General features: G+C 57.6%; 12 protein-coding genes and 2 tRNA genes. 6 read left to right on the forward strand and 8 right to left on the reverse strand.

The window, feature by feature from the left end; translation table 11 throughout:
• Positions 1–16: 16 nt before the first annotated feature.
• The 4 genes from F6Y09_RS12535 (at position 17) to pgsA (ending at position 3453) form a co-directional block, all read left to right on the forward strand.
• The gene (locus tag F6Y09_RS12535; RefSeq protein WP_152207268.1) at positions 17–271 is read left to right on the forward strand and encodes a hypothetical protein; all 255 of its coding nucleotides are present in this window, start codon (positions 17–19) and stop codon (positions 269–271) included.
• A 123-nt stretch (positions 272–394) separates the two neighbouring features.
• A complete protein-coding gene (gene uvrY / locus F6Y09_RS12540; RefSeq protein WP_152207269.1) occupies positions 395–1051 on the forward strand; it encodes a UvrY/SirA/GacA family response regulator transcription factor in 657 nt (218 codons plus the stop codon).
• Positions 1035–2888 carry an excinuclease ABC subunit UvrC gene (gene uvrC, locus F6Y09_RS12545; protein WP_152207270.1) on the forward strand — a complete coding sequence of 618 codons (1854 nt, stop codon included), beginning with the start codon at positions 1035–1037 and terminating at the stop codon, positions 2886–2888. Before uvrY ends, uvrC begins: the two co-directional genes overlap by 17 nt.
• Positions 2889–2895: 7 nt before the next feature.
• A complete protein-coding gene (pgsA, locus tag F6Y09_RS12550; RefSeq protein ID WP_152207445.1) occupies positions 2896–3453 on the forward strand; it encodes a CDP-diacylglycerol--glycerol-3-phosphate 3-phosphatidyltransferase in 558 nt (185 codons plus the stop codon).
• Positions 3454–3480: 27 nt separating this feature from the next.
• Here pgsA and F6Y09_RS12555 read toward each other — a convergent pair whose 3' ends face one another.
• From F6Y09_RS12555 to F6Y09_RS12570, 4 genes are read right to left on the reverse strand one after another with little or no spacing between them, the layout of a single operon-like run.
• Positions 3481–4089 (reverse strand): ABC-type transport auxiliary lipoprotein family protein, encoded by a 609-nt coding sequence (locus tag F6Y09_RS12555; RefSeq protein ID WP_246180534.1) that lies wholly within the window; start codon positions 4087–4089, stop codon positions 3481–3483.
• Positions 4090–4091: 2 nt separating this feature from the next.
• A complete protein-coding gene (locus tag F6Y09_RS12560) occupies positions 4092–5033 on the reverse strand; it encodes an MlaD family protein (protein ID WP_152207272.1) in 942 nt (313 codons plus the stop codon).
• The gene (locus F6Y09_RS12565; protein WP_152207273.1) at positions 5034–5834 is read right to left on the reverse strand and encodes an ABC transporter ATP-binding protein; all 801 of its coding nucleotides are present in this window, start codon (positions 5832–5834) and stop codon (positions 5034–5036) included.
• Positions 5831–6952 (reverse strand): ABC transporter permease, encoded by a 1122-nt coding sequence (locus F6Y09_RS12570; protein ID WP_152207274.1) that lies wholly within the window; start codon positions 6950–6952, stop codon positions 5831–5833. Before F6Y09_RS12570 ends, F6Y09_RS12565 begins: the two co-directional genes overlap by 4 nt.
• A 160-nt stretch (positions 6953–7112) precedes the next feature.
• Between F6Y09_RS12570 and F6Y09_RS12575 the strand changes: the two genes are divergently transcribed.
• Positions 7113–7187, forward strand: a tRNA-Gly gene (locus tag F6Y09_RS12575).
• Positions 7188–7300: 113 nt separating this feature from the next.
• Positions 7301–7374, forward strand: a tRNA-Cys gene (locus tag F6Y09_RS12580).
• A 308-nt stretch (positions 7375–7682) separates the two neighbouring features.
• Here the strand turns inward: F6Y09_RS12580 and F6Y09_RS12585 are convergent.
• The 4 genes from F6Y09_RS12585 to F6Y09_RS12600 form a co-directional block, all read right to left on the reverse strand.
• Positions 7683–9458, reverse strand: coding sequence for a protein adenylyltransferase SelO (locus tag F6Y09_RS12585; RefSeq protein ID WP_152207275.1), 1776 nt, complete (start codon positions 9456–9458; stop codon positions 7683–7685).
• Between the two features lie 335 nt (positions 9459–9793).
• Positions 9794–10729 carry a ketopantoate reductase family protein gene (locus tag F6Y09_RS12590; protein ID WP_152207276.1) on the reverse strand — a complete coding sequence of 312 codons (936 nt, stop codon included), beginning with the start codon at positions 10727–10729 and terminating at the stop codon, positions 9794–9796.
• A 48-nt stretch (positions 10730–10777) separates the two neighbouring features.
• Positions 10778–11560, reverse strand: coding sequence for an SDR family NAD(P)-dependent oxidoreductase (locus F6Y09_RS12595; RefSeq protein ID WP_152207277.1), 783 nt, complete (start codon positions 11558–11560; stop codon positions 10778–10780).
• A 150-nt stretch (positions 11561–11710) separates the two neighbouring features.
• Positions 11711–12019: a diguanylate cyclase gene (locus F6Y09_RS12600; RefSeq protein WP_152207278.1), complete on the reverse strand. Its 309-nt coding sequence runs from the start codon at positions 12017–12019 to the stop codon at positions 11711–11713.
• Positions 12020–12123 lie beyond the last annotated feature (104 nt).

Below are 12123 nucleotides of genomic sequence, written 5' to 3' on the forward strand. Positions count from 1 at the left end.
TTTCAAGGATTTGGATATGACTGATGATTCCACACGAGTAAGCGAGGCAGACCCACGAGAGACGCCCTTTGCAGTGGATGCTGATTTGTTGAGTCAAGATCAACTCGAGGGGCTGGTAGATGAATACTGCACTCGCTTTCATGGCTTGAACGAGAACGAATCGCCACTCAGTGAACGCGGCAAGGTATCGGAAGCTGTCAGGCGAGGCGATTTGCTGGTGTGGTTTGATCCTGTAGAGAATACCGCGGGTCTGGGGCCGAAGGCTGACTGATTCCACAGGGCATTTTTGAGTGCCAGTCCTCAGGAAATGCCTTAATCAGGTACCGCTTGGTAGCATGACGCGTTACACTTCTTATGTTTTTCGATTGTAAATCAGCCATGCGCGAGGTGCATTTTGATCAAGGTACTGGTGGTTGATGACCATGAACTTGTCCGGTCCGGTATTACCCGGATGTTGTCCGACAACGCAGATATTGAGGTGGTAGGTCAGGCAGCTTCAGGTGAGGAGGCGATCGACGCGGTCCGCGAGAAGTCCCCCGATATAGTGTTGATGGATATTCGTATGCCGGGAATCGGTGGACTTGAGGCGACCCGGCGCATTCTTCGCATCGATGATGCCATCCGCGTGATCGTGGTAACCGCGTGTGCAGACGACCCATACCCCACTCGTGTGATGCAGGCCGGTGCTTCCGCGTATATCACCAAAGGCGCGGACATCCGCGAGATGTTACGGGCTATCCGCATGGCCCATGCGGGACAGCGATACATCAGCCCCGAAATTGCCCAGAAAATGGCGCTGAAGCAGGTCGGTGACAATGGCGACGAGGGCAATGACTCGGTATTCGATCGACTGTCGGAGCGTGAACTCCAGATCGCCCTGATGGTGGTGGGCTGCCAGAAAGTACAGGACATTTCAGACAAGCTTTGCCTCAGTCCCAAAACCGTCAACAGTTACCGTTACCGGATTTTCGAGAAGCTCGATATTTCCAGCGATGTGGAATTGGCGCTGATGGCCGTGAGGCTCGGGTTGCTTGATGCCGACAAGGTCTGATGGTGCAGTCGAGGGGTTCGACACCAAAACCTTCCTGAAACAGCTCACAGAACGTCCCGGGGTCTATCGAATGTTCGATGCCGCGGGCGAAGTTTTGTATGTAGGCAAGGCCCGCAATCTCAAAAAACGGGTTGCCAGCTACTTCCGCAACTCCGGCCTGGCCCCGAAGACCGAAGCTCTGGTCGGCAAGATCAATCATATAGAAGTTACTATCACCGGTAGCGAGACGGAAGCGCTGCTACTGGAACAGAACCTGATAAAATCGCTGCGGCCGCCTTACAACATTTTGCTGCGTGACGATAAATCCTACCCTTATATCTACCTGTCAGCCCACGATAACTACCCATCGCTCACATTCCGCCGTGGTCGCACACGCAAGGGACAAGGGACCTGGTTCGGGCCCTTTCCAAGCTCTGGCGCCGTCAAGGAAAGTCTTAATATTCTACAAAAAGTATTTCGTATAAGATCTTGTAACGAAAGTTATTTCAGAAACAGAACGCGTCCTTGTCTGCAGTATCAGATCAATCGATGCACGGCGCCGTGCGTGGGCTACATTTCGCCGGAAGACTATCAGCTGGATATCCGTCACGCCGCCATGTTTCTTGAAGGCAAGAACCCGGCGATCATCAATGATCTGATGAATGAGATGGAAAAAGCTGCCTCGGAGCTGGAGTTTGAAAAAGCGGCCCAGTACCGTGACCAGGTGAACCACTTGCGTCATGTCCAGGAACAGCAGTCGATGGAAGGTGAGGGCGGTGATGCGGATGTGATCGGTATTGCCCAGGATGCCGGTGTGGTGTGTATCGTCGTCATCATTGTGCGAGGTGGCAGGGTGTTGGGTACCAAGGACTACTTTCCACGGTATTCCATTGAACAGACAGAGCCCGAGCTGCTGAGCGCCTTTATGGGTCAATTCTATTTTGGCGGCGATACCCAGCGTGAGATGCCCCGGGAGGTTATAGTTCCAGGTCCGGTGGATGAGCAGGACCTGATGGCCGCAGCGTTGACGGAGTCTGCGGGACGGGACACGCGGGTTCGCCAGAATGTGCGCGGCGAACGCAGGCGTTGGCTGGAACTTGCCATGACAAACTCGCGCCAAACCCTGCTTACGCACCTTGCCAGCAAAGAAACGGTATACCGGCGCCTGCTGGCTTTGCGGGACCTGCTGGAGTTGTCGGAAACCCCCAAGCGGATGGAATGTTTTGACATCAGTCACAGCCACGGGGAGCATACAGTCGCTTCCTGTGTCGTCTTCGACGAGAATGGCCCCCTGAAGAGCGACTACCGGCTCTACAACATCGAAGGCGAAACCGCCGGTGACGACTACGGCGCGATGCGACAGGTGCTGACCCGGCGTTACCGCCGAATGGTCACAGACGACGGCAAGCGACCGGACCTGGTGTTCATAGACGGTGGTAAGGGGCAGTTGAACATTGCCCGTGAAGTCTTTGATAGTCTGGGTATTAGTGATATACCACTGATTGGTGTTGCCAAGGGAGTAACCCGGCGGGCCGGTATGGAACAATTGATCGATGCGCTGACTGACCGGGTCTTCCGGGTGCCGGCTGACTCGCCCGGCCTGCATCTTATTCAACATATCCGGGACGAATCTCACCGTTTCGCCATTACCGGCCATCGCAAGGGTCGGGACAAAAAACGTCGCCAGTCGACCCTCGAAGGAATCGAAGGCGTGGGCGCAAAGCGCCGTCGGGAACTGATTCGTTATTTTGGCGGTTTACAGGAAATCAAAAAAGCCGGGGTAGATGAGATGACCAAAGTTAAAGGCATCAGCAAGTCCCTGGCAGAATCCATCTATGCGGCGCTGCACAATGAGTAAATCAAGCATGAATCTGCCGAACATTCTGACCATGTCGCGTATTGTCATGATACCGGTGTTCGTGGTGATTTTTTATCTGCCCTATAGCTGGAGCTACCTCACTGCCGCTGCGATTTTTGCGTTTGCTGCGGCAACGGACTGGCTGGACGGCTACCTTGCTCGGAAGTGGGACCAGAGCACGCCGTTCGGGGCCTTCCTCGATCCGGTGGCGGATAAGCTTATGGTCGCGGTGGCACTTACGGTACTGATCGACGAATACCACAGTATTTTTCTGACCATACCGGCGACGATCATCATCTGTCGGGAAATCGTCATATCCGCCTTGAGGGAATGGATGGCCGAAATGGGGAGCCGGGGAAGTGTGGCCGTCTCCTATATTGGTAAAATCAAGACCACGGCCCAGATGGTTGCCATCATCACATTGCTGGCATTTCCACCGGGCATGGTTGGTGCCACCGTTGGTATTACTGTGCTTTATGTAGCAGCGGTGCTGACACTCTGGTCCATGGTTCTCTACCTGAGGGCTGCCTGGCCGGACCTGTTTCCCGATCAGGGGCACAGCTAGCCTCTCGGGCGAGCCAGACCGAACACACTAGTCAAGATTGTGGCGGGACACCGCCCAGTCAGCCACTTGCTGGCCCAGACGTGTGCTGGCCCTGCCGAACGCAATTACCACATCATCCAGTGCCTCGCTGGCGCTTGGCTCGCTGACTTCGAAGCGCCGGGTGGCCAGCGTGCCGCGGCTATTCTCCGCGATCAACTGCACATCCAGACGGATCACGGCTTCTGGTTTACCGTCCCGGTATTCGGCGTGAAATCCATTCAGATCACTGACCAGTACCAGGTTACTGCGAGACGGATTACCACCACTGACGACGCTTGCGAAGCGTCCGTCCCGGCGAAAGGATTCGATCAGATGGTCCCGCAACAACACCGGTGCATTCTCATTCCAGCGCGCACCACCATATACGCTCAGCTCATTACCTCCAGGCCGGACCACAATGCGGGCGCTGTCCAGAGGTGCGACGGCGAGGGGCGTGATGACCCTAAGCGTCAGATCAAGGCGTTCTCCGGTGGACCCCGGAACCTCCGATACCGGCAGCAGGAACATGCGGTGGGGCGGTTGCGCAGGGAATACGGTGCAGCCACTTAGCATGACAAACATCAACACGATGGCAACACGGCTGAAATCAGTGGGCACGATCAAGGGTTAAACTCCTGAATGGGTTCACGGCCGAGCAGCATCCCGGCCGGATCATCTTCCAATCGTTGTACCACACGGTTCAGATTACGCATTGTGCTGCGCAATTCCCGCAGCGCCGGAGCGAGCTCGCCGACTCCCCGCATACCCTGGTCCAGGGAGCCGCGGTTTGTTTCTGTCAATTCGTCCAGGCGTGAGGCCGACGCCTCAAGGGCGAGTATGGTGCGCCGGGCCGAGGCCAGCATATCGCGGCCCTCGGTATCAAGTAGTGCATTGGCTTTATCACCCAGTTGCCTGTAAGTGGCGAGGGTTTCTTCAGCCTGTATGCTGGTGCTGGTGAGCCGCATCATCAACTGGTCTATCTGCCCCCCTTGCGCCAGCATGCCCGTCGATGCGCGCTCTAGGTTAATCAGAATGCGTGAAAGATTGTCAACATTGTCCTCCGAGATAAGCGCGTTGGCATTCGTCAGCAGACTGTCGATCTTGGTAAATAGCTGTTCACTGGAGGCCAGCACGGTACTCAGGGTTGACGGATCCGCAATGATCACGGTCGGTGAATCACGGTGACCTCCCTCGAGGAGGGGGCTTTCCGGGGTTCCGCCTTGCAGGTCGACGCTCATGCTCCCGGTTATGTTGGTCAGCACCAGCCCGGCCCGAGTGTCCTGCCTGATTGGCACCTCGCTGTCGACCCGTATCAACACCCGGACCCGGCGAGGGTCGTCGGGGTCCAGACTCAGCTCCATCACATCGCCTACGCTGATTCCGCTGTACTGTACCGTGTTGCCTTCGGACAGCCCGCTGACGCCGCGTTCAAAGATCACCCGATACCAGACGTACTCGCGATCTGTGCCGGTCTGTCCCAACCACAGCGCGAACAGCAGGGCCGCGCCGAGACTGACCACAGTGAACAGTCCGATCAGTACATGATGGGCTCTGGGTTCCATTCAGTATGCCTCCTCAGGCGCTGCCGCCTGGTGGGCGGCACGGCCGCGGGGACCGTGGAAATACTCCCGTATCCAGGGATCGTCGGTCGCCTCGACCACGGACAGCCGGTCTGCCACCAGCACGTGCTTTTGTGACAATACAGCGACCCGGTCACAGACGGCGTACAGGGTATCCAGATCATGGGTCACCAGGAAGACGCTGAAGCCGAGCGCATCCCTGAGCGTGACAATCAGTTCGTCGAAGGCAGCTGCGCCGATGGGGTCGAGACCCGCGGTGGGCTCGTCCAGAAACAGCACCTCCGGATCCAGCGCCAGGGCCCGGGCCAGGGCAGCACGCTTGACCATGCCCCCGGAAAGCTCCGCGGGATATTTGTCAGAAGCGCTCCCCGGCAACCCCGTCAGCGCCAGCTTGACGCCAGCCAGGTGTTCGGCATCGTTCCGGGCCAGCCGCGCATGCTCGATGAGGGGCAGGGCGACGTTCTCCACCAACGTAAGTGAACTGAACAGGGCGCCACGCTGAAACAGCACCCCGAAACGACGCTCGGTTCGCGAGCGCTGCGCCGCGGACAGTTCCTGGAGGTTGTGTCCGAACACCTCGATACGCCCGGCAGAAGGCCGGTGCAGTCCGACAATACTGCGCAACAGCACCGACTTGCCGGTACCGGACCCTCCCACCACACCTATAATCTCACCACGGTATACATCGAGGTCCAGATTTTCGTGCACCTGATGAGTGCCAAAGCGATTGTCCAGACCGCGTATTTTTATCAGGCTCTGTGGTGTTGTCGGGTGCGCTCTCACCAACCCATCTCCATGAAAAATATAGCGGCGATGGCATCCAGAAGGATCACCATGAAGATCGACTGTACCACGCTTGATGTGGTGTGTTCGCCAACGGATTGGGCACTGTTACTGGCCTTGAAGCCCTCAAGGCAGCCAATGACAGCGATCACGAAAGCGAAAACCGGAGCTTTGCCAAGACCCACGAGTAAGTGAATTACTGCCACGTCCCGCTGCAGGATCGCCAGGATTTGCGCCGTGGAGATGTCCAGGGCTAGCAGGCACACCAGGGAGCCACCCAGGATACCGCTGAGCATACCGACAAAGGTCAGTATCGGCAGCGTGACCATCAGCGACAGGACCCGGGGCACCACCAGCAATTCGACAGGGTCCAGGCCCAGAGTGCGCAAGGCATCGATCTCCTCATTGGCCTTCATGGAGCCCAATTGCGCCGTGAAGGCACTGGCAGTGCGCCCGGCCAGGAGGATAGCGGCAAGTAGCACACCGAACTCCCGCAGAAACGCAAGCGCAACCAGGCTAACTGTATAAATAGTGGCACCAAAGTCCCGCAGCACGGTAGCCCCCAGGAATGCGACCACGGCACCCACCAGAAAGGTCAGCAAGGCAACGATGGGGAGGGCATTAAGGCCGGTCTGCTGGATATGGACGACCAGCGAGGTGATTCGCCAGCGCCGGGGCCGAGGCAACAGACGGGCCATGGTGCTCAGGACCTGGCCGGTAAAACCCATCACCAGGCGTTGCTGATTCCAGTAGCCTTCAACAGTGTATCCCAGCTCTGCGAGTTGGCTCCTGATCGTGGGGGCTGGGATCGCTTCCGCAGGCGGTGCCGATGCCATTGCCCTGGCTACGGTCTCGAGGAGGGCTCGCCGTTCAGGCGACAGATAAGGGCTTGACCGGGCCAGATCCTGTAGCTGCTCTGCTCCCATCAGCTCCGCAAGCAAGGCAGCGCCGGCGGTATCCAGTCCCCCGAGTTGGCGCAGGTCGAGTTGTTTGCCCGCAGGCTGCGAGGCCGCCACCCGGTCGACCTGCTGCCGCAAGGTCGCGTAGTGTGCCAGTGTCCAGTCGCCGCCAATGCTAAGGTGCTTCTCCCGAGGCTCAATATGCCCGGCTGATGTCATGGTCGGATCGTTCCTGTTAACTGTCTGCTGATTGGGGGTGAGCCATAAAGGATAGGTATGATGAGAGCACGGTAGCAAGATAATCACTAACTAATACATAACCTTGAAAAAACGGTTGACGCACCCGATCGAATCCGTAGAATACCCCCTCGTTGATCAAGCGGGAATAGCTCAGTGGTAGAGCACAACCTTGCCAAGGTTGGGGTCGCGAGTTCGAATCTCGTTTCCCGCTCCAATTTCAAATCCGGTTGCACGGTTGAAATTGTCTGAAGTCTTAAGGTTCAGAAAATCTCCCGGCCCAGTTCCAGGAGAAGCAGTAAAAGTCTCGATCTCCTTTCGGACTTTCCCGGCGCGGTGGCAGAGTGGTTATGCAGCGGACTGCAACTCCGTTAACGCCGGTTCGATTCCGACCCGCGCCTCCATTATTTCTCCTTTGGTTCCAATGAGTTAGAGCGACGGCCCATGAGTCGGCGGTATATTGGCGACAACGTTTTACTCTTCGTTGGCATCCCGAAGCGATTTCAGTGTCGATTTTGAACGCTCCGGCGGGCGAACCCATCGGTAGTGTTTGCGACTTGCTTCGGTCTTGTGGCCGCCATTGTTGTTCTCACCCTAAAACAGAAATTCACCGGTCATCCCTTTCTTCCGTAAATCACGTAGCTGATATTGGCCTTTGTACCCGACATCATCGCAAGCCTGCGCCTAGGATTCTTTTCCCTTACTTGTTCGGTCACGACGAGCAGCTGTAATGGGACAGCCCACCGACATCGAATAACCTCGACGGCTTCAGCCTGTAATATTGTTCCTCGATTTCAGTTGATTGCTCGGCGTATGGCTGCGTCATGACTTGCTGCAACTCCCGGAGTGGAGCGTAGTTGCCCTTGGACGCTTGCTGATACGCGGGTGCAACGAACCACTCCCGCATACTGTATTTTGGGTTGACGAGTTTCATCCGTTGGGAAAGCTCCTCGCGAGAGCGGGACGGCGCAGAGTTTGCGTCGGTGAGGCTACCGATGCCAGTGAGCCGTTGCCATTTGGTGAGCCATGCTGACCAGCGCTTTTCCATCCTTTCGGAGTCTCCCTCTTGCATCAATGGCCTTAATGCCCCTGTACTATTCAGTTCTTTATAAAAGCTTTTCTTGAGTGGGCCAATGTCGCCAGGCACGGTCGAGAGCTCGCGGAAAAAGATGGTGTAATCCACGGGTGTTTGCACCATCAGTGTTTCAAGCTCGCTGAACAAGTCTGCGTGAAATGCATCAAGCCCAAGTTTGGCAGCCCACATCCTTTCCATTTGCGTTTGCATCACCTTTGAAAAATCGCTTCGAATTTCGTCGAGCTGCCACAGGCACTCCTTATGCGCGGTCAGCAACGGCTGTAAAGCCGAACAGAACATCTGGAAATTGCGCTCCGCCGCCACCGGCTGGTTCAGGAACGAGAAGTGATGCCCGCCACCCGTCCATGGCTGGTAGCGCGGGTTGAACACCTCGCAGAAACCGAATGGTCCGTAGTCGAGGGTGAAGCCACCGGCTGCGCAGTTGTCACTGTTGAAGTTGCCCTGGCAGTAGCCGACGCGGATCCAGTTAGCCACCAGAGCGGTGAGTCGGCTGCGGAACTCGCGCGCAAGCAACACCGCTTTTTTTGCGGTGTCCAGTTTATGGTCGATGACGTCACCGTATTCTCGATCAACCAGGTGCAATACAATTTTTTCTAGCTCTTCCATCGCTTTGGGGTGTGCTTTGTTCCGGGCACGACGAGCGAAGAGTTCGAGTTGGCCTACCCGGATGAACGACGGGGCAACCCGCGTCGAGATGGCAACCGGCTCTGAGATCAGCCGGTCTGGATCCAACGAACGCGAGCCCTCCGAGTACCACGGACGCTTAACTTTCTCCGTTTTCGAAACGTACAGGCTCAGTGACCGGGATGTTGGCACCCCGAGCGCATGCATGTGCTCCTGGGCCAGGAATTCCCGCACACTTGAGCGCAGAACCGCCCGGCCGTCGGCGCCGCGACAGTATGGCGTCCGGCCGCCACCTTTGAGCTGCATTTCCCAGCGTTGACCGTTGATGACGGCCTCAAGCACGGAAATTGCCCTGCCGTCGCCGTACCCGTTGCCGGTCTGGAAGGGGCACTGCTGATTATATTCGGTGCCATAGATGGAAAGGGCGTAACCACAGGCCCAGCCGACCTTGCGCATTGGTTCCGGAACGGATGAAAGGTCGCCAGAGAACACGCGGACGAAATCAGCCGACTGCGCCATGCTGTCGGCGAAGCCGAGTTCCTGAAACAGGTCTTGGCTGTGGGCAACGTAATCGGGGGCTTCGATTGGCGTAGGATCGACGGGGACATAGTGGCCGGTAAAGACCTGGCGCGGGGCGTGGTCATTTCCGATAGCATTTGCGTCCGGGTCGCAGTTCAGTCGATCCATCAGCGAATAGTCTGCCAACTGTGCGAGGTCTTGGAGGGTCGTAACGATAGAGTTAGTTTCCTGGGGCAGTCGTTTTTTCATAAGGACTTCTCGTGGCGCGGATGGAATGGCGTTCTCCCCGCTGCATTGATGAACGTGAACCTCGCTGGGCCGGCATCGCGCTGTCGACTTTCAAAACCAAGCATGAACGCCTCCGGTCAGATTACTGACAAGGGAAAAACCATGCTGCTCTAAAAACGAACCAACTTCCAGACTGTGAACGCCTTAGTGCCAGATACTGCAGGCTGGAGTAACCCGGGCAGCAGTAGTCCCGTTCCGAAGGGCGGCGAGCCTCAATCCCACCAGGGCCGTTGCCGGACAACGTCACGGGTGCATGCCGGCCCTGCATTCTCTGGCTGCCAGGAGGGGTGCTCCGGTCAGTCACGGCCTTCCAGCGCCGCCCGCATTTTCAGCGTCACCAGGACGGTGTTCAGGTGCGGTACCGGAATGCCATGACGTTGTGCGATGGTCACCACATTGCCCAGCACGGCCTCCCGCTCGATGGGCCGGCCATTGAGGTAGTCCAGCGCCATGCTGTTCTTGTAGGGCGGCATCTTGCGAGTGCCGTCGATGTTCTGCTCGATCACCTTGTCGTCCATGGGGTAGCCTTCGGCGGCAGCCACAGCCATGACTTCGCTGATCATGGCGCGGATCAGATCCTCACCGCCTTCGGTGTCCAGAATGGTTTTCGTGTCGGCGCCATTGGCGATAACCGACAGGGGGTTGAACGGGGTGTTCCACAGGCATTTTCGCCAGCGCTCGCCCACCACCTGCTCGGTCAGGTCGATGCTGATGCCGCCGTCGATGAACAGCTGTGACAGTTCCCGGCAGTTGTCGTCGATGCCTTTGGGGTAGCGGCCCATAACCAGCTTGCCATAGGCCTTGTGCTCCACCACGCCCGGTTCGGTGCGGCTTGCGGCGATGAAGGCCAGGCAGCTGATGAGGGGATTGTCCGGGTAGGCGTCGGCCAGCTCCCGTTCGATGTCCAGGCCATTCTCGATCAGCACCAGGCGGGTGTTGCTGCCCATCCAGGGTTTAACCAGGGCGGCGCGGTCCACGCCCGGCAGTACCTTCACACACAGGATCAGGTAATCCGGTTCTGCCACCGGGGTGTCGCCGCCACGGTAGACGTGGTCCGGTCGGTAGGAGAGATCCCCCAGGGGGCTCGAAATGGTTATGCCGTTGGCTTTCACCACGTCGTATTCGGAGCGCAGCACGGTGCTGACGCTGCATCCGGCTTTTTTAAGGATGGCGCCATAAAAACTGCCAATGGCGCCGGCGCCGACGATCAGGATGCTAGGTTTATTGCTCATGTCAGGACGTTCTCTTTGATTCGAAGTGGGGCCCTCTGATCAGGGCTGTTAGCGACGGACCGGCGCCATGCCCAGGTGAGCGCCGCCGTCGATGAGGATGGTTTCCCCGGTGGTCAGGTCGCCCCCGATGATCAGGCCGAGGCAGGCGTCGGCTACGGTTTCCGGTGAGGCGGCATCGTGCAGGGGCGAGGCAGCCTTAGTCTTCTCCAGCAACGCGTCGTACTTGGTTTCGCCCAGGCCCTTTTTCAGCCATTCACCCTGTACGAAACCGGGGCAGACGGCATTGACGCGGACTTCCGGGCCCATGATCCGGGCCAGGGAGCGGGTCATGGTTAACAGGGCGCCCTTTGAGGCGGCATAGGCAATGGAACTGCCGATACCGGCGAGACCGGCAATGGAAGCCATGTTGATGATGTGCCCGGAACCATTGGCCCGCAGGGCTTTCTCGGCGGCACGGGTCATCTGGTAGGGGCCCACGGTATTGACGGCGTACAGGTCGAGAAAGTCCTGTTTATCGAGGCCGTCGAGGTTGGCGTGATGACAGAATTTGGTGGTGCCGGCGTTGTTTACCAGGATATCAACACGGCCCAGCTGGTCCAGGGTGGCGTCCACCAGAGCACGGCAGTCGGCGTCTTCCGCCACATCGGCGCGCATTACCAGGGTTTTTACACCGTGCTTCTCGCAGTCGGCGGCGACCGCTCGGGCGCCATCCTCATTGTTACTGTAGTTGATCGCCACGTGGCAGCCGTGTTCGGCAAACAGGCGGGCGATGGCGGCGCCGATACCGGAGGAGGAGCCGGTAACAATGGCGACGGAATCTTTCAGTTTCATGGCAAGTCCCTTCTTGTGGTTGTTGGTTTGCAGAGGGCGCGCGGTTTCATCCATGAAGCCGGAAAGCGGTATCTTCTCTCGATCCGTGGATCACATCAATTGCTGTCGGTACCCGGTGGATTGAAAAGAGGCCAGCAGGTGCAGGCCTGATCAGGTAATCGCCAGCCGGAGCAGGGAACTCAAATAATCACCCAAAAAATGATTACCGTCTGACCGCTCGACCAGGTCCGCAACTGAAACAAGGCCCTCTGTCATCTCCAGGGCGCCACCACTGATCGTGGTGGCGAAGACTGTATCATTCTCACACCGGAATTCAGTTTGACTCACGGTCTGACGAAGATTTTCCGCCACCTCTACGGCTGCCTCTCTTCGACTATTCGGCAGTAAAACCATAAAATCCTCTCCGCCCACGCGGCTCACGATGTCTGTCGCCCGCAGGCGCTGTGGTCTCGGCCTCAGGCGCCATTTTTTTCAGTCAACGGCTTCAGTTCCTGCCATCAGTGCCGATAGTTCAAATAGCATGTGTGATCAATGGATAACGCCAATCCCTGATCCGTAATCTC

Origin of the sequence: Marinobacter changyiensis (assembly GCF_009193265.1) — a bacterium.
GTDB classification, from domain to species: Bacteria; Pseudomonadota; Gammaproteobacteria; order Pseudomonadales; family Oleiphilaceae; genus Marinobacter; species Marinobacter changyiensis.

Bases quoted from the DNA above. Each gene is read 5' to 3' on its own strand.
- F6Y09_RS12535 (WP_152207268.1), top strand. From the start codon at position 17: ATGACTGATGATTCCACACGAGTAAGCGAGGCAGACCCACGAGAGACG.
- uvrC (WP_152207270.1), top strand. From the start codon at position 1,035: ATGCCGACAAGGTCTGATGGTGCAGTCGAGGGGTTCGACACCAAAACC.
- pgsA (WP_152207445.1), top strand. From the start codon at position 2,896: ATGAATCTGCCGAACATTCTGACCATGTCGCGTATTGTCATGATACCG.
- F6Y09_RS12560 (WP_152207272.1), bottom strand. From the start codon at position 5,033: ATGGAACCCAGAGCCCATCATGTACTGATCGGACTGTTCACTGTGGTC.
- F6Y09_RS12570 (WP_152207274.1), bottom strand. From the start codon at position 6,952: ATGACATCAGCCGGGCATATTGAGCCTCGGGAGAAGCACCTTAGCATT.
- F6Y09_RS12585 (WP_152207275.1), bottom strand. From the start codon at position 9,458: ATGAAAAAACGACTGCCCCAGGAAACTAACTCTATCGTTACGACCCTC.
- F6Y09_RS12590 (WP_152207276.1), bottom strand. From the start codon at position 10,729: ATGAGCAATAAACCTAGCATCCTGATCGTCGGCGCCGGCGCCATTGGC.
- F6Y09_RS12595 (WP_152207277.1), bottom strand. From the start codon at position 11,560: ATGAAACTGAAAGATTCCGTCGCCATTGTTACCGGCTCCTCCTCCGGT.